Consider the following 24339-nt stretch of genomic DNA (forward strand, 5'->3'; position numbering starts at 1 on the left):
AGACAGCCTTTTGGAACTAACGCCCGGCCTGCCCGATACCGCCGGCATCATCACCCCCGAATGGCGCGCCGCCTGGCGCGGTGCCGCCGCCCAGCCGCTTTCCGATGCCCCTCCACTCCCCCACCACATAGCCAACCACCTGCGCCACATGCGCGGGCTGCGGGTAGATCCGCGCCGCATCGTCGTCACCGCCGGTGCCCGCGATGGCCTCGCTTTAGTGCTGCGCACGCTCGGTACGGCGCTGCGCGTCGGCGTCGAATCGCCCGGCTACCCCAGCCTGCGCCGCATCCCGCAGGCACTCGGTCATGAGTTGGTGAACGTGCCCACCGATGCCGATGGCGTTACCGTTCCCGATACCGACCTCGACGCGCTCATCGTGACCCCAAGCCACCAGTATCCGTATGGCGCATCGCTGCCGGCCGAACGCCGCGCCGAACTCGTGGCCTGGGCCCGCCAGCACGGCGCTTTGCTGATCGAGGATGATTTCGATTCCGAGCTACGCTACGTGGGTCAGCCGCTGCCAGCACTCGCCGCGCTCGCCCCAGAGCGCACCGTATTGCTCGGAACCTTTTCCACCGTGATTTCGCCGTCCATCGCCTGCGGCTATGTGGTGGTCCCGGATGGGCTGCGCGGGGGCATCGACAAGCAGCGCGACATCTTTGGCCAGCCGGTTGGCACCATCCCACAGGCCGCGCTCGCCCACTACCTGGCCAGCGGGGCGCTACGGCGTCACACCGGCCGCATGCGCCGGACCTATAAGCGCCGCCGCGACCTCGTGGCCGACGCCCTGGGCACTCTCCCCGGCGCGCGCCTGCTGCCCATCAACGGCGGCCTGCACGCGGTTTTGCTCTGCGATCCGGCCATCGTCCCGCGCGCCGCCGCCCGCGGCATCAAGCTGACCCCGCTGCGCGAATACTGGGGCGGCGTGGACGCCGAAGACGGCGTCGTTTTAGGCTTTGGCCACTTAAGCGATGACGACCTGCGCCGCAGCCTGAGCGCAGTCGCCGCAGCTCTGCGCGAGTGTTAGCCTGAAATTAAAATCCCTGCATAGAAAGGCGTAGGAATGACGCTTGGCCCGTTCGAGCTTCTGCTGATACTCATCCCGCTGGCTATCTTCATCGGACTTATAGCCGGTGTCATTTATTTAGTCGTGCAGGTCGCGCGCAATTCCAACGATATAAAGCAAAATTCGCAGGACATCGCGCAGCTTCGAGAGGCACAGAAAAGCGGCCCCTCCGCTGGGCAGGGGCCGCATTCTTAAGAGCCTAGTCCGCAGGCTTTTCCGCATTCACCGCCTGCGAGAAGTTTTCGCTGAATTCCTTAAAGCCCTTATTAAAGGTGCCCAGGTTTTCCATGAACCCGCCCATGATGTCTATGGGCAGCGGGAAGACGATGGTGGAGTTTTGGTCCGCGCCAAGCTCCAGCACCGTTTGTAGGTAGCGCAGCTGCAGCGCCGCCGGAGCCTTGCCCAGCTCCTCTGCGGCCTCGCGCAGCTCGCGGGAGGACTGCAGCTCACCGTGGGCCGAAATAACCTTGGCGCGGCGCTCGCGCTCCGCCTCCGCCTCGCGCGCCAGGGCGCGCTGCATCATCTCTGGGATCTCAACGTCCTTAATCTCTACGATGCGGGTCAGCACGCCCCACCGTTCGGTTTGGCCGTTGATGATCGCCGCCAAGTCCTCGTTGAGCTCCTCGCGGTGGGCCAACAGGTCATCCAGGCTCGCCCGCCCCAGGAGCGAACGCAGGGTGGTCTGGGCAATCTGCGAGGTGGCCACGGCGTAGTTTTCGACCTCGAGGACCGCCTTGCTCGAATCGGTAACCTCGAACATGACCACCGCATTCACGCGCACGGACACGTTATCCTTGGTGATGATTTCCTGCGGCGGAATCGTCAGCGTCACCACGCGCAAATCCACGCGCTCCAGCTTATCGATGCCCGGCAGCAAGAAATGCAGCCCCGGCTCCAACATCGGCCGCAGGTGGCCAAAGCGGAAGGTCACGCCCCGCTCATACTGCTTAATCACCTTGAGCGAGTAGGACAAAAATACCCCGATGAGGGCGATGATGATGCCGATGACAATCGGCCAGAATACGGGAGCGGACACTTAGACTTCCCCTTCCAGTTCTTGACGCACCGAGCGATAGCGCGTGGATTTTCCGTACTTCGAACCATAGCGATCAACCTGCGCCGCCAATTCCGCCTCGCGGTTATCCATCTCCGGCACCACCAGCTGCGGCGCGTTCGAGGGCGTATTCCACAGGTGGCGAGCCAGCGGGTACACGCCGAATCCGGTAATGATGAGCACCGTGGCCAGCGTCAACGCCACCTCCGCGGGCGAATGATGGCTAATCAGCGAGGCCAACGGCAGCAGGTAGCCCATCGCCGCCACCGCCAGCGCGATGCCGCGGTGGAAGCGCCCCGAATCCGAGTGTGGCCACGGGTCCAACTGGCGCGTGACCTCCCGGCCGTGGTGCGAGACCGTGCACTGTTGCTTGACCGGGCAGGTATTGCACACGGTCGGGTTCGCACGGTAGCGCATGACGCGGTTTTCCGGGTCGAAGCTGGAGGGCCAGAGCCAGTGATCTTCGGGGCATCGCCAAGCATCGTGGTCTTCCAAGTACCGGAACGTGCCGGATTGGTTGGACATGGTGCGGTTGGCGGTTTGTTGCGCGAGCAGGTCGAATACCCAGGCCACTGCGAGCAGGAAGAGCCCGTAGCACGCGGATAGTACGGTAAATGCACCCGGCATTAGTCGTCCTTCTTATCCGAGCGGTAGGTACCGCCCCACTTGGTGCGCGATTCAAATTCCTGGCGCGGCGCGGTGGCGGAATCGCCGCGCTCGGCATCGGGATCTTCCTCCTCCACGAAGGAACCGCGCTCATCGATGTACCCGTAGCGCCGGCCCGTGGAGCTGCGCTTGTCGACGCGCCCCTTGCCGCCCGAAACCAGCCCCACCGAGGAACCCACGGGGACCTCGCCCGCGTGGTCGTCCTCGTCTGGGGTGATGATGCTAAACAGCGGGTTGGTTGGGTGCTCCTCCACCGTTGGGATCTCCTTCTTGTAGAGCACGCCGCGCAGCGCCATCCAGAGGAAGGGCAGGACGCCGAGGAGGAACATGACATCGCCAGGCAGGCGCAGCCATTCCATGATGAAGTTGCCGGGCTGGGTGATATAGCCCAGTGACCGCGCTTCCACGTAGCCCGATCCGACGGATTCGTAGAGCTGCATGATGCCCAGCGGCAGGAGCGAAATGACCACCATCCACAACAGGCCCAGGTTTTGCAGCCAGAAGGCCCAGCCCATGGCCTTATCGGACCACTTATCCTTGGGGATGAGGTAGCGCAGCGCAAAGACCGACAGGCCCACGGCCAGGAATCCGTAGACGCCCATCATCGCGCCGTGGGCGTGGTTGGCGGTAAGCGCCGTACCGATTTCGTAGTAAGAGACGATGGGCAGGTTGACGAGGAAGCCGAAGATGCCCGCGCCCAAGAAGTTCCAAAAACCGACCGAGACCAGGAACATGACCGCCCAGCGGTGCGGGAAGGGGCGCTCGCCCGAGGCGCGCTGGCGGGATCCCAGCTGCATGAAGGTCCATGCCTCAACGGTCAACAGGGTCAGCGGCACGACCTCGGCGGCCGAGAAGAATGCGCCCAGGGCCATGTGCTCGACCGGGGTGCCCGAGAAGTACAGGTGGTGCATCGTGCCCAGCACGCCACCGGTGGAATAGAGGATGACGTCCAAGAAGATGATGCCCAGGGCGATCTTTTCGCGGACCACGCCGAGCAGGACGAAGACGTAGGCCACCATCACGGTGGTAAAAAGCTCGAGGAAGTCCTCTACCCACAGGTGGACCACCCAGAAGCGCCAGAACTCTGCGACGGAGATGTGGGTTTCCGATCCCGCCAGGTTGCCCACTGCGTAGAACGCTGGGATGGCCAGGCCGGCGTAGAAGAAGAGCCACGGCATATTGGACTTATGCTCGTTTTTCAGGCGGCCGCGCAGCTGGCGGTAGATGATGCCAATCCACACGAACATACCGATGGTCAGCAGCACCTGGAAGAAGCGCGGTAGGTCCAGGTATTCCCATTGCTGGGAAAATAGCGTGCCCTCTTCGATGTAGCCCATGGTGGAAAGCCATTCAAAGGCCATGGAACCAAAGACCACGGCCGCGATGGCGCCGAGCAGGAACCATACGAGCCAATCCTGCTTTTTCGGTTCCTTCTTGCCCACGAACGAGGCCAAGAAAATACCGGCCGCTAGGAGCCCGCCGGCGGTCCACAGGAGGGAGAGCTGCACGTGCCAAGTGCGCGAGACGTTATAGGGGAGGATTTCTTGCAGCGGGATGCCAAAGAAGCCGGTTAGTTCCGTGCGATAGTGCTGGCTCGCCGCACCCAGCAGCGCCTGGATCAAGAACAGCAACGCAATGACCAGGACGAACCAGGCCACCACCTTCTGCGATTTGGTCAGCCCGACCTCACCCGGCTGCTTAAAGTCCAGGTTCGGCGCCTCTTCTGAGTGCCAACCGATGGACTTAGACCACCGGCCGTAAATCGCAAAGATCAGGCCGGTACCGCCGATGAGCGCGATGAGCGAGAGCACCGACCACACCACTAGATCCGCGGTCGGACCGTTGTCCACGCGCGATTCCGCTGGCCAGTTATTGGTATAGGAATAGTCCTGGCCCGGACGCTCTGCCGCCGAAGCCCACGCGGTCCAGCCAAAGAAACCAACGAGGTTATTGATGTCTTGCTCATCGGTAATAAAGTCCGACGGCAAGCCACTGTTGTGGGAATCCGGGCCAAAGTACTGCGCGTAGTAGTCCTTATTGGCCTCGAATGCCGAAATCTGGTTATCGGTCCACTCCAGCACGCCCGTTTCTTCGTCATAGCGGTTGGTGCGGAATTCTTCTACCACGGCCTCTTCGGGAGTGGCGGAGGAATCAATGAAATCGGGGATACCGTTCGCGTCGTTTTCCTCGCGGGCATGGTCGAGGGCGCGGCGCAGGTACTCCGCCGTATAGTCAGGGCCCAGGTAGGCACCGTGCCCCAGCACGGAACCGTATTGCTGCAGGCCGCGGGCTTGGTACAGCGCCTGGCCGTTAGTGATTTCGTCCTTGGTGAGGACCGTTTCGCCCGTGGATTCGGAGACAATCTTTTCCGGCAACGGCATGGATGCGTCATAGGTGCGGTACGCCAAAAATCCCATGACCAAAAAGCCAAAGATCATGACGAGGGCGATGCCCTGCACCCACACGTTGCTCACCTTGAGGACCGGTTTCTTCCGGTCTTCAACCCCAGTCGTGGTGGTGGCCATAAAGTGTCCTTTTCACAGTTGTAGAGAGTTCGACATACATCATTATGAACGGATAAAGCGGTGTTAAATAGTCGAACGGAAGACCCCTACCCCCATTCACCCTCATTAGACGGCCCGCACGCGGTCACTATTGGAAAAATCGGTGCACCATATAGCCGGGTTCCGCCCCCAGAATGCCCACCCAGCTTGTTTACCCCCGGTTTTTCCGTAACAATTAATGCATGACATTCGCAGAGCACACCAAGCGCAATTGGCTCATCACGTTATTCGCCGCGATCTTCCTCGCCGCCATCGTTTGCATGATTTTCTTAAACGATCCGCACCGCACGATGGTGGTCGCCATGGTCTTTATCGCCTCGGCAATCCTGCTCTTCGGCGCGATCCTCGGGCTCTGGTACCTATTTCGCCGCAAGGACGAGAAAGACCCGCAGTAGATAGGCTGGGGCGCATGGAATTTAGCTTGCTTGGCCACGCCTGCGTCGCCGTTGCGGCGCCGGGCGGGCGTATCCTCATCGATCCCGGCACTATGACGCCCACCATCCCCGACGCCGATGCGGTGCTCATTACCCATGCGCATGCAGATCACCTAGACCCGGACCGGCTTCCCGATGCCCCACTCTGGGCGCCCGCCGAAGCCTGCGAACAGCTGGGGCGCGGTACCGCGGTCTCACCGGGCGAGACCATCACCGTCGCCGGCCTCGACATCGAGGTACTCGGCGGCCAACACGCACCGATCCACCCGAATATTCCGCGCCCGGCCAACGTGGGCTACTACTTGGGCGGCCTGCTCCACCCAGGCGATCAGTACATCGATCACCCCGCAAACGTGCTGCTCCTGCCCATCGCTGGGCCGTGGGTAAAGGCCGCGGAAGCCGCCGATTATGCCCAGCGTGTCGGCGCCGCGGTCACGATCCCCATCCATGACGCCGTGCTTTCCGATGTCGGCCGCACCGCCTTCGACACCATGCTCACCAAAGCCGGAGTACAGGGCTATAAGCGGCTAAATCCAGGCGAAAAATTTACCGCTTAGTCTATTTTTATTCTCTGACTATCCTGCGGTTTCGCAGCGGGGTGCTGTACGTTACATACCGCTTGGTCTAGTCTTGCGTGGCATGACGACGAAATACGATAACTCCAACGCAGACTGGTCCTTCGCTACCCGCTCCGTTCACGCAGGCCAAAACCTCGACGGTGCGCACAACTCCCGCAACGTGCCGATTTACCAAACCACCTCGTACGTCTTTGATGACGCCGAGCACGCGGCCAACCGCTTTAACCTCTCCGATGCAGGCCCCATCTACACCCGCCTGACCAACCCAACGCAGGATGCGCTGGAAGAGCGCCTCGCCTCCCTTGAAGGCGGCGTGGCCGCCGTGGCCTTTGCCTCCGGCCAGGCCGCAGAGACCGCGGCCATTTTCAACCTCGCCTCGGCAGGCGATCACATCGTTACCTCCCCGCGCCTCTACGGCGGCACCTCCACGCTTTTTACCGTCACACTCAAGCGGCTTGGCATCGACGTCACCCTCGTGGAAAACCCGGATGATCCCCAATCCTGGCAGGACGCCGTGCAGCCCAATACCAAGGCCTTTTACGGCGAGACCTTTGGCAACCCAGTAGCCGATGTCCTCGATATCCCAGCCATCGCCGAGGTCGCGCACACTAACCAGGTCCCACTCATCGTGGATAACACCATCGCCACCGCGGCGCTGGCCCGCCCGCTCGACTTGGGCGCGGACATCGTCGTGGTTTCGACCACGAAGTTCTACACCGGCAACGGTTCTGCCGTGGGCGGCGCGATTATCGACGGCGGCTCCTTCGACTGGACCGTCGAGCGCGACGGCAAGCCAGTATTCCCCTACTTCGTCACCCCGGACGAGGCCTACCACGGCCTAAAATACGCCGACCTCGGCGCCCCCGCCTTCGCGCTCAAGGCCCGCGCCGGCCTGCTGCGCGATACCGGCGCCGCCATTTCCCCGTTCAATGCATGGCTGACGCTTAATGGCATTGAGACGGTAGGGCTGCGCATCGACAAGCACAATGCCAACGCCCAGGCCGTGGCCGAGTACCTGGAAGGCCACGCCAAGGTAACAAAGGTCAACTACGCCGGCCTGGATTCCTCGCCGTATAAGAAGGTCAAGGAGAAGCTGGGCTACTCCTATACCGGCTCCGTACTGTCCTTCGATATTGACGGCGGGCGCGAGGAAGCATGGGCGTTCATCGATGCCCTAAAACTTCACTCCAACCTCGCCAATATCGGCGATACCCGCTCGCTGGCGGTTCACCCGGCGACCACCACGCACTCGCAGTCCGATGACGCCGCCCTAGCCGCGGCGGGTATTGCGCAGTCCACCATCCGTTTGTCCGTGGGAATTGAAGATATCGACGACATCATTGCTGACCTCGAACTGGGATTTAACGCACTGGCATGAGCTGTATAAGTATCGGCGATTTTCGCACCGAAGCAGGCGCCACGCTTTCCGATGCCCACATCGCCTACCACCGCTTCGGCCATTTCCTCGGCGATCCGCACGGCGGGAATAACGTCATCTTGGTGGAACACGCACTGACCGGCAATGCCGATGTGGCCGAGTGGTGGTGCGATCTCATTGGCCCAGGCAAGGCGCTCGATACGACGAAGTGGTGCGTTATCGCCATGAACGCACTCGGCGGCTGCAATGGCTCCACCGGCCCCTCTTCCCCGCATGCGGATGGCCGCAGTTGGGGATCCCGCTTTCCGGCTCTATCCATTCGCGATTTGGTGGCCGCAGAGAAAAAGGCGCTAGAAGAACTCGGGATAACGCGAGTGCATGCGATCATCGGTGGTTCCATGGGTGGTGCGCGCACCTTGGAATGGACGCTGATGTACCCGAATGCGGTCGATGCTGCATGCGTTATTGCCGTCTCCGCGCGCGCCTCCGCGTGGCAGATCGGTATCCAATCGGCGCAGATTTCCGCGATTGAACGCGATCCCTTCTGGCACGGCGGCGACTATTATTCCTCCTCTCAGCGCCCCCGCGAGGGCCTGGCGGCAGCGCGACGCATCGCGCACTTGACGTATCGCGGCGAGCAGGAAATCGATGAGCGCTTTGGTGTTCAGGCCCAAACCGGCGAAGAGCCGCTGGGGCCCTATCGCCGGCACGACCAGCGCTTCGCCGTGAACTCGTACCTGGATTACCAGGGCTCGAAGCTGGCGGATCACTTCGATGCCGGTTCCTACGTCACGCTTACCGAGGCCCTCAACCGCCACGACATCGGCCGCGGCCGCGGCGGCCTGAACCGCGCGCTCGGTTCTTCACAGGTACCGACCATGGTCGTGGGCGTCGACACGGACATCCTTTATCCGTATCACCAGCAGGAACACCTCTCGCGCAACCTGGGCAATCTGCTGGCCATGGCGAAGGTAGTCTCACCCGTTGGCCACGATGCATTCCTCACGGAATCGCGCCAAATGGACCGCATCCTGCGCAACTTCCTCACCCTGTCCCAACCGCACCCGCTGGACGTGGACAGCACGATCGACTACGCCATCTAGCCAACCCCACCTGCACGCCGGCGCGGTGCGCAAATCCGCACCGTCTACGCTAGCGGTTTACGGTCGCTGGTGGCTCGACGCACGGCCCCGGCACTCCACTGGTAGGACTCTCATCATATGGCGCACGGGTTTACTGTCGCGGGTGGTCCGGCACACGAACGGGGCGCGGCGCGAGGCAGGCAGTGGCGGGGTCCGGATCGAGGGGCGCGATGTGTAGCTAGCCAGGACTCTTTACAGAAGGCATACAGAAGGATCGCCGAAGCGGCGCAGCATTTACTGCGCTGGCTTCGGCGATGTTTTTTATCGGGCCCAGGGCGGGCGCCACACGATACCTTCATGTGGGCGGCGCTCTAAGCGCCCACGACGGGGCGGGGCATTCGGGTCATCGTCGTTAACGGCATTGTGATACTTGCAGGCGATGGTCAGGTTCTCAGCATTGGTCTCGCCGCCGAGCAACCACGGTTGCAGGTGGTGAACCTGGCATTCATCGGCCGGAATATGGCAATCGGGCCACGGGCACACCGGATTTTCCGCCATCGCCATCTGTCGCTGCTTCCAGGTGGCCAGCCGGCGCGTGTGGTACAGGTTCACGGGACCGGTGACGGGGTGGATGAGGGTGATGAGGCCGGCATCGGCAAGCGCGCGCTCCGCTAGCTGCGCACCGGTGATGGTGGCGCCGTTGGTCAGCTGCAGGGTGACCTCGTCCTCGCCGTGGGTGACCTTCACCATGTCATCCAGGGTTAGGACCACGTTGGTGGTGATGGTGGAGGTAGCTGCGCCCTCTGCAAAGACCCGGCGCGCATCGTCCACGGTGGAGACGTGGTTATTAATCTCGGCCACCAAGTCCGATTCCGCGGTGATGGTCAGCGTCCACAGGTCATCGGTGCGGCGGGTAAGCCGTACGCCCTCCGCGCGCTTCTGTGTGCGCTCCTCCTTGACGCGGCGGCGGGCGCGCTTTTCTATCTCGCTGGTAGAAACGTTGAGCCGGCACAACTCCTCGCGCAGGGCCCACGCCGCGCGCTGGGTCTTTAACTTCTGCGCGTGCACCTCAATGATTTTCAGCGCATCGAGCGGGAGCGCGGTGGTACGGGCGGCGCGCTGCTTTGCGCTAAACGATGTCCTGCCAAAATACGTATCCGCCAAGCGCGCGAATTCCGCGGCCTCTTTATCGCTGAAGCCGCGGTCTATCAATTCGGCTTCGGATAGCCCAGCGCACTCCCCGATGAGCGCCATCGGGGAGTTGATTGCTGCGAGGTAATCCGAAATCATGGCCCCGAGCCTAAACCGCGGGTAGCGGCGGGCGCGAGGCCAAGAGTGCTGCGGCTGTGGATAAGCACGCGACACGCCGCAGATTGGTGATACTGAAACAATCACCTGTGGATAACTAGCTGCCCAGCGCGTCCACGGAGTAGGCGAGAAAGGCCATCAGCGCGCCGATGACGCCGGTAAACGTGGCATCGAAGCGGCGCGATCGCACCGCCAGCACGCCGACGCGGCTCGAATCACACGTCAGGCGCACCACCGTCAGCCACAGCAGCGCGAGCCCGAGCAAGAAGGTGGCCCTGCGCCAATACTCGAAAATGGCGTAGCCGCCGGACAAAGCCACCCCGGCGATGAAGAGCCCGATGGCCACCCACTGCACGGAAGCAGGCAGCGGGGACGGTGCCAGGTGCGCGTCGTGAGGATTGTCTAAATTCACGCCAGCTTTTCCGCGCGCTCAACGATGTTGCGTACCAAAAAGGCGCGCGTGAGCGGTCCGACGCCGCCTGGATTGGGCGAGACGTATCCGGCCTTATCCCAGCAATCGGGGGCGATATCGCCGGTGAGCTTGCCGTCGACGCGGGACACGCCGACATCGAGAAGCGCGGCGCCTTCCTTAATCATGTCCGCGGTGAGCATGTGTGGCTGGCCGGCGGCGGCGATGACGATATCGGCATTGCGGGTTTCGGCGGCGAGGTCCTTCGTGCCGGTGTGGCACAGGGTGACCGTAGAGTTCTCGCTGCGGCGGGTCAGCATCAAGCCAATGGGGCGACCGACGGTCACGCCGCGGCCGATGACGACGGTCTTGGCGCCGTTCAGCTCCACGCCGAAGCGGCGCAGCAGGTGCAGGCAGCCATTCGGGGTGCACGGCAGCGGGGCTTCCTCGTTTAACACGAGCTTGCCCAGGTTGACCGGGTGGAGGCCATCGGCGTCTTTTTCCGGATCAATGCGCTCGAGGATGGCGTTTTCATCCAGGTGCTTGGGCAGCGGGAGCTGGACGATGTAGCCGGTGCAGGCGTCATCGGCATTGAGCTCATCGATGACCGCCTCGAGCTCCTCCTGCGAAATATCCGCCGGCAGGTCCTTGCGAATGGAATTAATACCCAGCTTTTCGCAATCGCGGTGCTTCATCTTTACATAGGACTGGGAGCCTGGGTCCTCACCCACCAGAACGGTGGCCAGGCCAGGGGTTATCCCCTTATCCTTCAGGGCGGCCACGCGCTCGGCGAGGTCCGCAAAAATCTCGTCACGGTACAAGGTGCCATCTAGTTTGGTAGCGCTCATAGCCCCCATCCTAGACTGAAGGCATGAGCCAGCTGCACATCGTCTTTGATAATCCCGTCATTCCCACCAATACCGGCAATGCCATTCGCACCGCGGCGGTAACGGGCGCGAGCCTGCACCTGATTGAGCCGCTGGGGTTTAACTTTGACGATAAGCACTTAAAGCGCGCTGGGCTGGACTATCACGACCTGGCAGATGTGCAGATTCATAAGGATTTCGACGCGTGCATGGAGGCGCTGCCCGGCGCGCGCGTTTTCGCGTTTACCACGCATACGGATAAGTGGTTTACGGACGTGGAGTACCAGGACGGCGACGTACTGCTCTTCGGCACGGAGCCAACTGGCCTGCCAGATGAGCACGTCAACCATCCGCGCATCACCGATCAGGTGCGCATTCCGATGGTCCCGGCCAGGCGCTCGATGAACCTCTCCAACTCCGCATCGACCGCGGTCTTTGAGGCCTGGCGCCAGCTTGGTTTTAAGGGAGCGGTGTAAGTTCTGGCAGGTCGCGGGAGCGCAGGCGGTTAAGGAGGGCGTGGGCATCGGCAAGCGCGAGGTTGCGCGCCGCCATCTTCACGGGCCCCTGCACAAGGTCGAGCTCCACCGTGGCTAGGCCGAATAGCTGGGAAATCGGGCCGCGGCGCAGGGTGAGTTCCTGGATGTGGCGCAGCTCGATGGCCTGGACGCGGCGGTTGAAGCGGCCGGCGCGTACGATAACGTAGTCACCGGCCAGCGCGACGGTTTGCTGCCGGTAATCGATGGGCGAGACCCATTTGGCGCGCGCGGGCGAGGCGTAGGTCAGGGCGGCATCGGCGGGCAGGAATTGCCGGGCTTGCTCGCGCTTGCCGACGGGCACGATCCGCGTCGACCCCGATCCCTCGCCGCTGGCCGTGCCACCGTAGCCGGCGACCGACACGCGCGTTTCGTACCAGTCGAAGGACCGCCACAGGAAGGGCTGGGTGACCTGGACGGCGTGGATGCGCTCGAGGCGGATGTTTTGGCGGCGGCGATCGGCAAGGCCGTAGGTGATATTGAGTACGCCATCCTCAAGGCTGGCGGTATAGCGCCACGAGGAGTCAATCACGTTCCAGGCGCGCGGGACAGTAGCCAAAAGGATGGGCAGCGTGATGGTCAGGGACATCGGCGTGACCACGAGGAAGACGAGGGCCGCAAGCAGGACGATCGTGGACGCGTGCAAGGCGGCCGCGGCCAGGGATCGCGCGATGGGGATTTCGGGGATGAGGACGTTGTCCTCTTCTTCGGCCAGCTGCTCCTCAGCTGGCCGCTCTCGCGGCTTACCGTGGACGCGGGAGAGGATTTCGGCGCGCAGGGCCTCGGCATCGCGCTTTGTCAGGAAGGCGATTTCGATGGCGGACGACTGCCCTCCGGCCGTTTCCACGCGCACGGCCGCGAGCCGGAAGAGGCGGGCGATGACGGGCTCGACGACGTCTACCGCCTGCGTGCGGTCATAGCGCGCCGTGCGCTGCTGCTTCGAAATAACCCCGCGGCGCAAGGTGAGTTCCTCCTCGCCCAGCTGGTAGCCCATCTGGCGCCACCACACGCCGGAGACGAGCCAGACGACCGCACACACTGCGATGAACCCGGCCAGCGCGAGGCCAATATCGCGCAGGTCTGCCGCGCTGTGTTCGCCGGTAACGAAGGCAAAGATTCCGCGCAGTGCCTCCATATTGACGTTTAAGGCAAAAGCCGCGATGACGGCCAGGATGACCGACCACAGCCGCAGTAGCGGGGTCAAGCGGTGGACGCGGTGGTAACTCATAGCCCGCTCATCCGTTCGCGGGCGTGGTGGGTGAGGCGGGTGCGGAGGGCATCGGCAAGCGGGGCTTCCAAACCCTTCACCGTGGCATCCGTGGTTGCGGAGGCGGTGTGCAGCTGCAGCTCCTTGAGCCCGAAGGCGCGCTCGAGGGGGCCGGCGGTCACGTCCACGAACTGGATGCGGCCGTAGGGCACGACGGTGAAAGAATGCCACAGCTTGCCGCGCGTAATGAGCAGCTCATCGTCGGTTTCGCACCAGCCCATGCGGCGCACCTGGGCCGGGATGAGCCAGATCAGCCAGAAAAAGAGGACGGCGAAGAGTCCCGCCGCCCAGTAGAACCACGGGGTCCACCAGTACCCTGCCGCTGCGGCCGCCGCGGCGAAGATAACCGTCCAGCCCAAGTGGCGGATGTAGCGCACCTTAACCAAACGCGGCGAGACGGGGTTCATTTCTTCGCTCATAACTATTGACAGTAGCAATCGGGCCCGCACCCTTGCGCAACTTATCGTTAATCAATATTATCGAATTACGACAACATCGAAAGTCGATAAGGAGTCGACGGAAAGGATTGTCATGACCACCCCGCAACCCACCTCCCAAACTGAGCGCCGCGAAATTACCGCGGCGGCCGCCCTCTGCCTGTTCACCATTGTCATCCTCGGCCCCACCTACCTGCGCGACCTTGTCACCGGGCACTTTTCCACCGCGCTGAGTGCGGCCATCCCGGAAGGCCTAAGCAAGCACAACCTCGACGGCGGGCCATTCTGGATGCTCACTGCGGGGCTCGTCGTCAAGATTGCAGGAATCTTGATTATCGCGTTCTTCGCCTACCGTTTGGTCAAACCAATGCTTCGTGGACAGGTTTTCAATACGAAAAACATCCGCTTCCTTAACGGAATGACCATCGGAATCCTTGTCTGGTTTATCGGACGCTTCCCACTCGAAGGTATGGGCAATAACTGGGCTTCCTCGCAGCTCGAAATTGACTGGTGGGCCAACCAGAGCGGATCCTCATTAGGCGAGCTCGCGCTGCCCTACCTTTTTGTCTGCACCCTCCAGCTCTTCTCAGTTGCCATCAAACGCGGCAGCAAGCTCGAAGAGGAGGTCGAAGGCCTTGTCTGAGGCGCAAGAACCCCAGGTGATCTGCCACCTCGACCGGATAATGGAGGAGCGCGGTATTACCGGAGCGGCGCTCGCCAAAGAGGTAGGTATCACGCCAGTTAACCTGTCCGTCCTGAAGAATAATCGCGCCAAAGCCGTGCGCTTTAACACCCTTGCGGCACTGTGTGCGGCGTTGGACTGCCAGCCGGGCGATATCTTCGAAGTGGAATAGAAAACCTTGTCAAAGTGTTGGGTTTATGCAGTACTTTGACCTATGTCCACGGAAATCTATAGGAAGAACTCCTAATGGATAACTAACTCACCGCAGGCGCTTAGTACTAGCCGGCGATGTTTTCTCGGCCTAGCCACCGCTTTTGGGCTTCGATGCGGAGAAAACTAACGGAAATCGCGGGAGCCGCGCGAGAGGAAATCGCCAAAATCCAGCGGCTCGAGCTTGTCTGCAACCACGCTTACCGCGCCGGTGGCATTTTGCACGATGCCGCGGATGATAAGCGCGCGAGCGGTGCGGGCGAGCACCTTCTGGCGGGACCACAGCCCGGGCGAGACCATCACGTTCATCAGGCCGGTTTCGTCCTCCACACCCAAAAAGGTCAGGCCGGAGGCGGTGCGCGGGCGCTGGCGGTGCGTAATGAGGCCGGCGATGCGCACGCGGGTGCCATCGGGGACGTGGGGAAGGTGGGAGGAAGGCAGGACATCGCCAAGCGCGGCCCTAACTAACTCCATAGGCTGCTTATCGTGGGTGACGCCGGTGGCGGCGACATCGGTAGCCATCAGCTCGAAGGCCGACATGCCAGGCAGGTGCGGCGAGGCGAGCGCGGAGGTGCCGGGCAACATGCCCTCGCGCTCGGTGGCGGCGACGCCAGCCTGCCAAAGCGCTTGGCGGCGTTCCAACCCCAAGCACTCCAGCGCCCCCGCCGTGGCCAGCGCCTCCACCTGCTCCACGCTGAGATCCGCGCGGCGCGACAGATCGGAGACGCTGTTAAAGGGCGCGGCGGCCTCCACGCGCTCGGCGGCCTTATCCCCCAGACCTTTGATGAGGTTGAGACCCAACCGGATTTCGCCGGTCGGCAGCGCCCTGGCCTGCGCGCCGGAGTCGTTGATGCTCACTGGCAGCACGCGCACGCCGTGGCGCCGGGCGTCTTGAATGAGCGACTGCGGCGAATAAAAGCCCATGGGCTGCGCGCGCAACAAGCCCACGCAGAACTCCGCCGGGTAGTGATGCTTGAACCATGCGGAAAAATACACCAGCGAGGCGAAGGACTGCGAATGCGATTCCGGGAAACCGTAGGCGGCAAAGGCGGTGATCTTGGCCCAGAGCTTCTCCGCGACCTCACCGTCGATGCCGTTGGTGGCGCGCAAGCCCTCGAAAAAGCGGCTGCGCAGCGCGGCCATCTTGGTGGGCGAGCGCTTCGAGCCCATGGCGCGGCGCAGGTCATCGGCCTCGGCGCCGGTAAAACCGGCGGCATCCACCGCAATCTGCATCAGCTGCTCTTGAAAAAGCGGGATGCCCAGGGTCTTGCCCAGCGATTTCTCCAGCACCGGGTGGTCATAGGTCACGGGCTCGAGGCCATCGCGCCGGCGCAGGTAGGGGTGCACGGAACCGCCCTGGATGGGGCCGGGGCGAATGAGCGCGACCTCCACCACGAGGTCGAAGAAGCAACGCGGTTTGAGCCGCGGCAGCGTGGCCAGCTGCGCGCGGGACTCCACTTGGAAGACGCCGACGGCATCGGCGCGGCAGAGCATGTCATAGACCTCGGGCTCGGCTAGGTCGAGCTCCCACAGGCGCACCTCGCGGCCGGTGGTGGCGCGCACGGCATCGATCATGTGGTGCAGCGCCTCCAGCATGCCGAGGCCAAGCAGGTCGAATTTCACCAGCCCGGCGGCGGCGCAATCGTCCTTATCCCATTGCAGCACGGAGCGGCCTTCCATGCGGGCCCATTCCATCGGCACCACGTCCGCGATCGGCCGGTCGCATAAAACCATGCCGCCGGAGTGGATGCCGAGGTGGCGCGGCTGGTCGAGGAATTGCTCGGCGAGTAAGGAGACATCGGCAGGCGCCTCGGCTATGCCCTTCGACCACGCATCGGCCGAGCCCTGCGGATAGCCCAGCGCGCGGGCGGCGTCGCGGGTAGCCCCCTTGCGGCGGTAGGTAATAACGTTGGCCACCTGTGCTGCGCGGTCGCGACCGTGGGTGCGGTAGACGTACTGGATGACCTCCTCGCGCCGGCCGGATTCGATGTCGATGTCGATATCGGGCGGGCCATCGCGATCCGGCGATAGGAAGCGCTCGAAGAGCAGCTGCGCGGAAATGGGCTCGGCGTTGGTAATGCCCAGCGCGAAACAGACGGCGGAATTGGCCGCGGAGCCGCGCCCCTGGCACAGGATATTTTCCTGGCGGCAAAAATCCACCAGGTCGCAGACGATGAGGAAGTAGCCCGGAAAGCCCAGCTGCTTGATGATGCCCAGCTCGTGCCGCATCTGCTTTTTCGCCCTGGCCTGTATTTCGGGCGGGCGCGAGGCGTAGCGCTTTTTACCGCGCCGCCACACCTCGTGCTCGAGCCAGCTCATCTCGGTATGCCCCTCTGGGACGACAAAGTCCGGCAGGTTGGGCGCAAGTGTACCCCAGGTAAAGGAGCACTCGCGGGCAAGGCGGACGGTTTCGGCGATAAGCTCGGGCCGGCCTGGGAGCAACTGGGCCATCTGCTCGCCGGAGCGCATCCAGCCTGCGCCCATCGGGTGGGCATCCGGTGCGGCTTCCTCTAAGGATTGGCGATGCGCCAAGGCGCGTTTGGCAGCGGCGAGCCTTACCTGGTCGCGCGTTGCTGCCGCAGGTCGAGCGGTTGCGATGGCGCGGAGATTATTGTACTTATCCAGAAAACCGTGGTGATCCGCATCTTCGGGAGACATTGTGCACGCATATTCGAGAACTATGCTGTCTATTTTTATTCTTTCGAGAACGTGATCGATTTTTTGCATAGCCTCCCACCCCAGCAGGAAAAAGCACTCTTCCTCCAGCTCGCGCGCCACGGCGTCTAGGGGCGGGTACGCGACACCCCCCTTCTCACCGGCGTCCATCCGCGCGCGGGCGATAAGGCGCGAGAGGCGGCGATAACCTTCCGGCGTGCGCGCGAGCACGGTCACCGGGGCTTCCGCGAGGGAAAGCTCTGCGCCGTACACGGCCGGAAGGCCCGCCTTAGCTGCGGCTTCCGCGAATTTCATCAGGCCGTAGAAGCCGTCCCGATCCACGACGGCCAACCCCTCGAGGCCAAGCTCTAGGGCGCGGGCGACCAGCTCTTCCGGCTCGGCGGCACCGTCAAGAAAGCTATAGGAGCTTACCGCGTGCAGCTCCGCAAAGGGCACGGCGGAGTGCCCACGCTGGACAGGCTCATCGCCGCCGCCAAGGTGATGTACGGCGACGGGCGCGGCAGTGTCCTTGCCGGATAGTATCCTTTCTAAACGCGACCACGGCAGCGCCTTTCCACCATTAAATTTCACCCTTCACAGGGTAGTGTCGAATTAGTGTTCTATACAACCCGACGCAATGAGACACGTTCAATAGACAAAGCGGTTCGCTTATTGCTAGATTGCTAAACGGTCAATTTATTTCAACTCCTACATGTAAGGGGACCTCATGCAGATTCGTCGCGCAGCGGCCGCTACCGCCGCCGTTACCGTCGCCGCCACCAGCCTCGTGGCCTGCTCCTCCGACGCAGATGATGACAAGACCATCACCGTTGGCACCACCGATGATGCAAAGCAGGCCTGGGTTGCCTTTGAGCAAGAAGCCAAGGACGCCGGCTACGACATCGACATCAAGTCCTTCTCGGATTACAACACCCCGAACCAGGCCCTGAACCAGGGCGAGCTGGATACCAATAACTTCCAGCACCTGAAGTTCCTGGCCGAGTACAACCACGGCAACGGCACCAACCTGGTGCCCATCGTCGCCACCGAAATCGTGCCGCTGGCGCTGTTCTGGAAGGGCCACGACTCCCTCGACGGCATCGAGGGCGAAGAAGTTGCCATTCCGAATGACTCCACCAACCAGGGCCGCGCCATCAACGTGCTGGTCCAGGCTGGCCTTATCACCTTGAAGAAGGACGGGCTTATCACCCCGACCCCGCTGGACATCGATGAGAAGAAGTCCAAGGTCAAGGTCGTGCCGGTCGATGCAGCCCAGACCCCATCCGCGCACGGCGAGGGCACCCCGGCGATTATCAATAACTCCTTCCTGGAGCGCGCCGGCATCGACCCGGCCACCGCCGTCTTCCAGGATGACCCGAACTCCGAGGAGGCAGAGCCTTATATCAACGTCTTCGCCGTTCGCGAGGAAGACGCCGATAACGAGGACATCAAGAAACTCGCCGAGCTCTGGCACTCCGATGCGGTACAAAAGGGCGTCGACGAGGACTCCGCAGGCACCTCCGTCGAGGTCGAGCGCACCCCAGAAGAACTCCAGGAAATCCTGGACAAGCTCGAAGCAGATTTGGACTAATCACCCTTGCCTTCTACCCCGCCGGTTTTCACCCCGGCGGGGTTTGGCACTTCCTCACTAAGGACGCAACCCGTGGCAGATTCCACCCAGAACGGCACTCGCATCGAGTTCCGCAATATCACCAAGGTCTTCCAGCAGAAAAAGGCCAAGGTCAAAGCTCTTGACGATGTCTCCTTGACCGTCGATTCCGGCGAAATCATCGGCATCATCGGCTACTCCGGCGCCGGCAAATCCACCCTGGTCCGCATGATCAACGGCCTGGATACGCCCACCTCCGGCGAATTGCTGCTCGATGGCCAGAATATCGTCGGCATGTCCGAAAAGAAGCTGCGCGGCATCCGCCGCAATATCGGCATGATCTTCCAGCAGTTTAACCTCATGAACTCCCGCACTGCGGCGGGCAATATTGAGTACCCGCTGCAGCTGCAGGGCATCGGCAAGCGCGAGCGCCAACAGCGCGTGCAGGAGCTGCTGGATTTTGTTGGCCTGGGAGATAAGGGGAAAAGCTACCCGGAGCAGCTTTCCGGCGGCCAGAAGCAGCGCGTGGGCATCGCGCGCGCCCTGGCCACGAATCCGTCGCTGCTGCTTGCCGACGAAGCCACGTCCGCCCTCGACCCCACCACCACGCAGGAAGTCCTTGACCTGCTGCGCCGGGTAAATAAGGAGCTCGGCATCACCATCGTGGTCATCACCCACGAAATGGAGGTCGTGCGCTCCATCGCGGATAAGGTTGCGGTGATGGAAAATGGCCACGTCGTGGAACAAGGCAGTGTCTACCAGGTCTTTTCCAATCCCCAGACCGCCGTGGCCGCCAAGTTCGTCGCCACATCGCTGCGCAATGAGCCCGACGTGGTGGAAACCGATGACCTGCTCGCCCACGAAGGCCGCCTGTTTACCATCAACCTGACCGAGGAATCGGGCTTTTTCGGCGCCGCGGCCAAGCTGAAGGATGCTGGCGTATCCATCGCCGTCGTCCACGGCGGTATTACCACCTTGCAGCAGCACTCCTTTGGCAAGCTCACCGTGCGCTTGAGCGGCGACGATGCCGCCATCGAAGAGTTCTACCGCGCCCTATCTGCCACCACTCAAATTGAGGAGATTGAACGATGAACGTCAACTATCTCGCCGCCGCCGACTGGGACCGCTTAGGCGGATCGCTTGTCGATGCCATCGTCGACACCCTCATCATGGTCTCGACCACCCTCGTCGTCGCCGGCATTCTGGGCCTAGGGCTCGGCATTTTGCTCTACACCGCCCGCCCGGGCGGCATCCTGCAAAATAAGGCCGTCTACCTGGTGGTCAACCTGCTGGTGAACTTCGTTCGCCCCATCCCGTTTATTATTTTGCTGGCGTTTGCGCAGCCGCTCACCGTCGCCGTGATGGGCGGGTCCATCGGCCGCGAACCGGCCACCTTCGTGATGGTCATCGCCGCCACGTTCTCCGTGGCGCGCGTGGTGGAACAAAACCTCGTGGCCATCGACCCAGGCGTTATCGAGGCCGCCCGCGCCATGGGTGCATCGCCGTGGAAGATCATTACCTCCGTGATCATCCCGGAGGCCCTCGGCCCGCTGATTCTGGGCTATACCTTCCTGTTTATCGCCATCGTGGATATGTCCGCCATGGCCGGCTACGTCGGCGGCGGCGGACTGGGTGACTTCGCCATCGTCTACGGCTACCGCGCCTTCGAATGGGAAGTTACCGTCGTGGCCACGCTTATTATCATCGTGCTGGTGCAGGCCGCGCAGTTCTTTGGCAACTGGCTCTCCTCCAAGGTTATGCGCCGCTAATAAGCTCCACGCCCGTGGCCACAAGCGCCTTGCCGGTCTTGGGCGCGTCGCCGCAGGACGAGACCACTCCTTCCACGGCGCGCTGCTCGAGTGCCACGCTCCACCGCCGGCCATCGGCATGCGTGACCACCGTGCCCTGCTTCGCGTCTTCTGCGTGGAGCTGGCCGTAGTAGAGATCCTCGGAGGCATCGATAAGCTCGCGCGCTACTGCCAACTCCGCCACCTGGCCGCGCGGGCCGAAGATGCCGCGCCCGCGATTGACCGGGTAGAAATACTTTCCTTCCGCCGCCGCCGCAATCATCTGCGCGGCGGCTTCCTTATTCATCCGGCCAAAGGAATACCCCCAGGGCATGAGCATGACCGAGGGCGCGAAGCGGTGCCCCTTCGTGTGCGAGGTCTCCCACACCAAATCCGGGTAATCCTCCACCAGCTCCGCGGCGAGCGGCCGGCCCTTCACGGCGCAGCACTTATCGCGCTTAGCATGGGTGCACACCAAAACCAGCGGCGTATCGAGGATTCCTCCCCCATTGCGGCCCGGCGCGGTGAGATCCAAATCCAGGATCTTTTCCGGGCCGGTCAAAAGGACCAATTCCATCACGCCCTGCTCGGCCCACACCAGGTAGCACCGGTGCATGGTGCCGATTTGGCGGCCATCGCGGCCGGGGCGGCGAATCAATTGCAGCCCGGCCTGACCCTTGAGCTTTTCCTTCAGCTCGGCCGTGAGCTCCGGGCCAAAAGTATCGCCATCAAGCACATCGCGCGACCAGCCGCCGGGCCACTCAAAGAGGACAAACACGGACTCTTTTTTCGCCGTGCCGGGCAGCGGTTCCACCTGGTAATCTGAACAGAAATCGGTCATGTACCCTAGCCTAACCTGTCTGCAACTCAGCTCACATATTTGGCAACAATTCGGTCAAGATCTGCCCCCAACGCTAGGCAGTAATTACTAGAAATTATACTCTAGTGGTCATGTATAAAGCCCGCCTCTCACTCCTGCTTGCCGCCGCAGCCTTCCTCACCGGCTGCAGCACCGAATCAGCGGATGACACCACCATGGCGGCCTCTGTGGGAAACTCGCACATCAACCCTCTGGGTGAGGCGGATATGAGCATGAAAACGCTGCGCCCTGAGGCCCCCTCAGAACTCGTGGTGACCAAGGTGCGCGTGGGCCAGCACGATGGTTTCGAGCGCGCCGTTTTCGAGCTCGAGGGCGAGGGTTCCCCAGGATGGTTCGTGGATTACGCCGATAATCCCAAGCAGCAAGGCTCTGGCCAACCCATTAACTACGCCGGCGATACCGCGCTCAATGTCAATATCGACGGCGTGGTCTATCCGTTTGAGGCCGGCATCGACGAGCCGCGCATCGGCGTCGTCGACGCCCCCGCCGGTGGCGTTATTACCCAAGTGGTCAACGGCCGCACCTATGAGGGCCGCAGCCAGTTTGTCATCGGCATGAACCAGCGCAAGCCTTATTCCGTACAGGTGCTAGAAAATCCCACGCGCCTCGTGGTAGATATTCGCTCCTAATACGTCGCCTCCACGCGCCAGCGCCCCTCTGACCACACCAAGAGCCAGGCGCGCTGGCGTTGCTCCCGCTCAGCTTGGCCCACAATTTGTAGCCGCGCCGCGTGCTGTGGCTTTTCGGTCCACCACTGCGTATCCACCGGCCACGGGCCAGCCCAGCCAATGACGCGGTAGCGGTGCGCGCCCCACCCGAGCGCCACGGGCACAGAGGATAGGAGGGCCTCGGCGGTGACGATGACGTCCCGCGCGGCGGCATCGATAAGCCGAATGCGCGCGGCCGGATGGTTCGGCCCGCCGCCTAGGCGCGCGGGAAGCGGCGCGGGGATCCTGCCTGGCCAGCTGCCTTGTGGCGTGGCATCGCGCTGCTCCCCGTAGGGAACGTACTCGATGCGCTCGGCCACCCCACGGCCACCGGCGGCCCGCGGCTGCAAGACGCGATCTATGCCCAGCTGCGATTGCACGCGCGAAATTACCCGCTTGACCTGTTCCTGTGAGGCATCCCCGCCCCAGAGGCCATCGGCCTGCGGCCTAGCCACCTCCACCGGTTCGAGCACCAGCCGCACGATCGCGGCGCCGTCCTTGCCGCTCGACCGCGCCGCCGTAAGCCACCCATCCAGCTGCCAGCGCACCCGGTCCGCGGTCGCCTGCTCCGTGAGCGCCTCGTGCGTGCGCCATACCCGGGCCACAGTTTCACCAGTGGCCAGCTCCGCCACCACGCGCAGGCGCATGCACACCACTTCCGCCTCCGCCAACCGCACGTGCAGCTGCGCGGCCAATTGCCGGGCCACGAATGCCGCCACATCCACGCGCTCGATGGATTGCTCGCTGCTCACGGACAGATCGGGCCGCGCCATTTCCGGGGACACGCGTTGGTCCGCCCGCGCGTGCGCCACCTCGTGCGCGCGCTTGCCCTGCTGCCCAAACCGGGTAACCACCTGCTTAAACGGCAGCGCCGCCACATCACCCAGCCGGCGCACGCCCAATTTCTGCAGCTGGGCCACAAACTCCGCAGAAAACCCCAGCGCGGCCTCCGCGGCTAAAACACTCACGGGCTGAGCAGCCAAGAAGTCTCGAGACCCGCCCTCCGGCACCACCGCGCCTACCCCGCGATGCCGGGCCGCGATGATGGCCGTGGCAATCTCGTCTGCCACGCCGAGGGTGGAATCAAAACCGGCGTGCGCGGTGGCATCGGCAAGCATCTCCAGCGCCTCCGGCCCGTGATAGCGCAGCGCCGCGCCCGCGTCCACGATGGCCAGGCCGGGGCGCAGCACCTCTACGGACGAGGCCACGGCGTCCAAGCCCGCCGCAATCTCCGCGAAGGCCGCGCCGTCCCTATCCGGGTTCGCCTCCACCACCTTTACCTCAGGGCAAATCGCTTGGGCCTGGCGCAGGCGCATCCCGCGCCGAATGCCGGCCCGGCGCGCCGCACTATCGCAGACCAGCACCGCATGATTGCGTGCAACCAGCACCGGCCCCGCCTGCGCAACCGCCTGAATGGGCCAATCCGGAAACCACACCGCAGCCACCCTCATACAGCCTCCAATCTACGGGGTTCACCCATGGTGAGGCTTCCGCGCGCCGTGCCCTTTTTCGAGTCCACCGCAAGATCGATATCCACGCCGCGGATGCGCCCGCTGCCCTTGCCGATGCCCCGATACGTACTCACCTCCGCCCCAATGCGCACCGCGGTGCCCGGCAGCCGCGCGCCCACGGTCAGCACCGCGGCCTGCCCGCCGCGGATCTTCGCCCACACCGGCCGCGCCTTCGCCGGGCTCAGCTCGCCGGGCGGGCCATGGTGGATGATAAGGTCCATCCCCTCTGCCAGCACGCTGGTTACCGCCCACCCCTCCAGGCCCGGATCGGGGACGGTGACCACGTTGTTGAGCTGCCCCATTTCGGCAACTTGTGCGAGAGAAAGATCCGGCCACCCTACTATCCCCACATGGCCCCCGCGGGCCGTAAGATGGCAGATGAGCTCCACCACGAGCGCGGGACACTCCGCGCACGAGACCACCTTCCGCCGGGCGAGCCCACCTGCGGGAAGTAGCCGCGCCAGCTGAGGAAGGGTGTCTACCAGCTCGTCTTCATCCTCCTGCTCCATCGCCTGCATGCGGGCGCGCAGCACCGCAACGCGGTCAGGCCTATCCAGCCCCGCCACCGCTTTTTCTAGGCGAACGTTCGTTTGACTCACCCACACAGTATGAACCCTCAACCGGACACATGCAACTGTATGTTCGAATGGTAGTCT

The 24339-nt window shown here is 63.0% G+C and carries 25 protein-coding genes; 13 read left to right on the forward strand and 12 right to left on the reverse strand.

The annotated features are described in order from the left end of the window. A partial coding sequence (gene pdxR, locus ABRP87_RS05900) for a MocR-like pyridoxine biosynthesis transcription factor PdxR (protein WP_349868046.1) occupies positions 1 to 1027 on the forward strand: 1027 nt, incomplete at its 5' end. Between the two features lie 36 nt (positions 1028 to 1063). Continuing rightward, the gene (locus ABRP87_RS05905; protein ID WP_349852183.1) at positions 1064 to 1261 is read left to right on the forward strand and encodes a hypothetical protein; all 198 of its coding nucleotides are present in this window, start codon (positions 1064 to 1066) and stop codon (positions 1259 to 1261) included. 4 nt (positions 1262 to 1265) lie between these two features. Here ABRP87_RS05905 and ABRP87_RS05910 read toward each other — a convergent pair whose 3' ends face one another. Genes ABRP87_RS05910 through ABRP87_RS05920 form a run of 3 tightly spaced genes read right to left on the reverse strand, consistent with a single transcriptional unit; the run spans position 1266 to position 5311 of the window. Next, entirely contained in the window at positions 1266 to 2102 is an 837-nt protein-coding gene (locus ABRP87_RS05910; protein WP_502879286.1) for an SPFH domain-containing protein, read from the reverse strand. Beyond that, positions 2103 to 2747 (reverse strand): hypothetical protein, encoded by a 645-nt coding sequence (locus tag ABRP87_RS05915; protein WP_349862366.1) that lies wholly within the window; start codon positions 2745 to 2747, stop codon positions 2103 to 2105. It lies immediately after the preceding gene. After that, a complete protein-coding gene (locus tag ABRP87_RS05920) occupies positions 2747 to 5311 on the reverse strand; it encodes a nitric-oxide reductase large subunit (RefSeq protein WP_349868047.1) in 2565 nt (854 codons plus the stop codon). Before ABRP87_RS05920 ends, ABRP87_RS05915 begins: the two co-directional genes overlap by 1 nt. A 221-nt stretch (positions 5312 to 5532) precedes the next feature. On the opposite strand from ABRP87_RS05920, the gene ABRP87_RS05925 reads away from it, so the two are divergent. From ABRP87_RS05925 to metX, 4 genes are all read left to right on the forward strand, one after another. After that, entirely contained in the window at positions 5533 to 5745 is a 213-nt protein-coding gene (locus tag ABRP87_RS05925; RefSeq protein ID WP_349852191.1) for a hypothetical protein, read from the forward strand. 14 nt (positions 5746 to 5759) lie between these two features. After that, positions 5760 to 6341: an MBL fold metallo-hydrolase gene (locus ABRP87_RS05930; protein WP_349868048.1), complete on the forward strand. Its 582-nt coding sequence runs from the start codon at positions 5760 to 5762 to the stop codon at positions 6339 to 6341. Between the two features lie 82 nt (positions 6342 to 6423). Then, positions 6424 to 7740 (forward strand): O-acetylhomoserine/O-acetylserine sulfhydrylase, encoded by a 1317-nt coding sequence (locus ABRP87_RS05935; RefSeq protein WP_278722795.1) that lies wholly within the window; start codon positions 6424 to 6426, stop codon positions 7738 to 7740. Further along, on the forward strand, positions 7737 to 8843 hold the full coding sequence (metX, locus tag ABRP87_RS05940) for a homoserine O-acetyltransferase MetX (protein WP_349868049.1): 1107 nt from the start codon (positions 7737 to 7739) through the stop codon (positions 8841 to 8843). The genes ABRP87_RS05935 and metX overlap by 4 nt, the downstream gene beginning before the upstream one ends. A gap of 300 nt (positions 8844 to 9143) precedes the next feature. Here metX and ABRP87_RS05945 read toward each other — a convergent pair whose 3' ends face one another. From ABRP87_RS05945 to ABRP87_RS05955, 3 genes are all read right to left on the reverse strand, one after another. Further along, complete coding sequence (locus tag ABRP87_RS05945; RefSeq protein WP_284630445.1) at positions 9144 to 10112, reverse strand: HNH endonuclease signature motif containing protein; 969 nt, start codon at positions 10110 to 10112, stop codon at positions 9144 to 9146. A gap of 115 nt (positions 10113 to 10227) precedes the next feature. Then, positions 10228 to 10542: a DUF3017 domain-containing protein gene (locus ABRP87_RS05950; RefSeq protein WP_023030162.1), complete on the reverse strand. Its 315-nt coding sequence runs from the start codon at positions 10540 to 10542 to the stop codon at positions 10228 to 10230. Then, positions 10539 to 11387, reverse strand: coding sequence for a bifunctional methylenetetrahydrofolate dehydrogenase/methenyltetrahydrofolate cyclohydrolase (locus ABRP87_RS05955; protein ID WP_278722798.1), 849 nt, complete (start codon positions 11385 to 11387; stop codon positions 10539 to 10541). The genes ABRP87_RS05950 and ABRP87_RS05955 overlap by 4 nt, the downstream gene beginning before the upstream one ends. 23 nt (positions 11388 to 11410) lie before the next feature. Here ABRP87_RS05955 and ABRP87_RS05960 point away from each other — a divergent pair, with 23 nt between their 5' ends. Then, a complete protein-coding gene (locus ABRP87_RS05960; protein ID WP_005277253.1) occupies positions 11411 to 11881 on the forward strand; it encodes a tRNA (cytidine(34)-2'-O)-methyltransferase in 471 nt (156 codons plus the stop codon). Here ABRP87_RS05960 and ABRP87_RS05965 read toward each other — a convergent pair. Together ABRP87_RS05965 and ABRP87_RS05970 are read right to left on the reverse strand one after the other, a co-directional pair. Further along, a complete protein-coding gene (locus ABRP87_RS05965) occupies positions 11865 to 13166 on the reverse strand; it encodes a PH domain-containing protein (RefSeq protein ID WP_349868050.1) in 1302 nt (433 codons plus the stop codon). The two genes, ABRP87_RS05960 and ABRP87_RS05965, sit on opposite strands and share 17 nt — an antisense overlap. After that, entirely contained in the window at positions 13163 to 13624 is a 462-nt protein-coding gene (locus tag ABRP87_RS05970) for a PH domain-containing protein (RefSeq protein ID WP_349868051.1), read from the reverse strand. Before ABRP87_RS05970 ends, ABRP87_RS05965 begins: the two co-directional genes overlap by 4 nt. 112 nt (positions 13625 to 13736) lie before the next feature. On the opposite strand from ABRP87_RS05970, the gene ABRP87_RS05975 reads away from it, so the two are divergent. Next, complete coding sequence (locus ABRP87_RS05975; protein WP_349868052.1) at positions 13737 to 14285, forward strand: hypothetical protein; 549 nt, start codon at positions 13737 to 13739, stop codon at positions 14283 to 14285. Beyond that, the gene (locus tag ABRP87_RS05980; RefSeq protein WP_502879287.1) at positions 14278 to 14496 is read left to right on the forward strand and encodes a helix-turn-helix domain-containing protein; all 219 of its coding nucleotides are present in this window, start codon (positions 14278 to 14280) and stop codon (positions 14494 to 14496) included. The genes ABRP87_RS05975 and ABRP87_RS05980 overlap by 8 nt, the downstream gene beginning before the upstream one ends. 164 nt (positions 14497 to 14660) lie before the next feature. On the opposite strand, the gene ABRP87_RS05985 is transcribed toward ABRP87_RS05980, so the two are convergent. Continuing rightward, positions 14661 to 17780 carry an error-prone DNA polymerase gene (locus tag ABRP87_RS05985; RefSeq protein WP_349868053.1) on the reverse strand — a complete coding sequence of 1040 codons (3120 nt, stop codon included), beginning with the start codon at positions 17778 to 17780 and terminating at the stop codon, positions 14661 to 14663. Positions 17781 to 17916: 136 nt separating this feature from the next. On the opposite strand from ABRP87_RS05985, the gene ABRP87_RS05990 reads away from it, so the two are divergent. The 3 genes from ABRP87_RS05990 to ABRP87_RS06000 all read left to right on the forward strand — a co-directional run bounded on the left by ABRP87_RS05990 (position 17917) and on the right by ABRP87_RS06000 (position 20567). Then, positions 17917 to 18780: a MetQ/NlpA family ABC transporter substrate-binding protein gene (locus ABRP87_RS05990; RefSeq protein ID WP_023016795.1), complete on the forward strand. Its 864-nt coding sequence runs from the start codon at positions 17917 to 17919 to the stop codon at positions 18778 to 18780. 72 nt (positions 18781 to 18852) lie between these two features. Further along, on the forward strand, positions 18853 to 19890 hold the full coding sequence (locus ABRP87_RS05995) for a methionine ABC transporter ATP-binding protein (protein WP_023016794.1): 1038 nt from the start codon (positions 18853 to 18855) through the stop codon (positions 19888 to 19890). Next, complete coding sequence (locus tag ABRP87_RS06000; RefSeq protein ID WP_005277229.1) at positions 19887 to 20567, forward strand: methionine ABC transporter permease; 681 nt, start codon at positions 19887 to 19889, stop codon at positions 20565 to 20567. The genes ABRP87_RS05995 and ABRP87_RS06000 overlap by 4 nt, the downstream gene beginning before the upstream one ends. Here the strand turns inward: ABRP87_RS06000 and ABRP87_RS06005 are convergent. After that, positions 20554 to 21426 carry a ferredoxin family protein gene (locus ABRP87_RS06005; protein ID WP_023025303.1) on the reverse strand — a complete coding sequence of 291 codons (873 nt, stop codon included), beginning with the start codon at positions 21424 to 21426 and terminating at the stop codon, positions 20554 to 20556. The two genes, ABRP87_RS06000 and ABRP87_RS06005, sit on opposite strands and share 14 nt — an antisense overlap. 110 nt (positions 21427 to 21536) lie before the next feature. On the opposite strand from ABRP87_RS06005, the gene ABRP87_RS06010 reads away from it, so the two are divergent. Then, positions 21537 to 22094 (forward strand): AMIN-like domain-containing (lipo)protein, encoded by a 558-nt coding sequence (locus tag ABRP87_RS06010; RefSeq protein WP_023025301.1) that lies wholly within the window; start codon positions 21537 to 21539, stop codon positions 22092 to 22094. On the opposite strand, the gene ABRP87_RS06015 is transcribed toward ABRP87_RS06010, so the two are convergent. Both ABRP87_RS06015 and imuA' read right to left on the reverse strand, forming a co-directional pair. Then, a complete protein-coding gene (locus ABRP87_RS06015) occupies positions 22091 to 23623 on the reverse strand; it encodes a DNA polymerase Y family protein (protein ID WP_349868054.1) in 1533 nt (510 codons plus the stop codon). The two genes, ABRP87_RS06010 and ABRP87_RS06015, sit on opposite strands and share 4 nt — an antisense overlap. Beyond that, positions 23620 to 24282, reverse strand: a complete 663-nt coding sequence (imuA', locus tag ABRP87_RS06020; RefSeq protein ID WP_502879288.1) for a DnaE2-dependent mutagenesis accessory factor ImuA' — start codon at positions 24280 to 24282, stop codon at positions 23620 to 23622. The genes ABRP87_RS06015 and imuA' overlap by 4 nt, the downstream gene beginning before the upstream one ends. Positions 24283 to 24339 lie beyond the last annotated feature (57 nt).

It is taken from the genome of Corynebacterium sp. KPL2830 (assembly GCF_040225635.1).
Taxonomy (GTDB): Bacteria; Actinomycetota; Actinomycetes; order Mycobacteriales; family Mycobacteriaceae; genus Corynebacterium.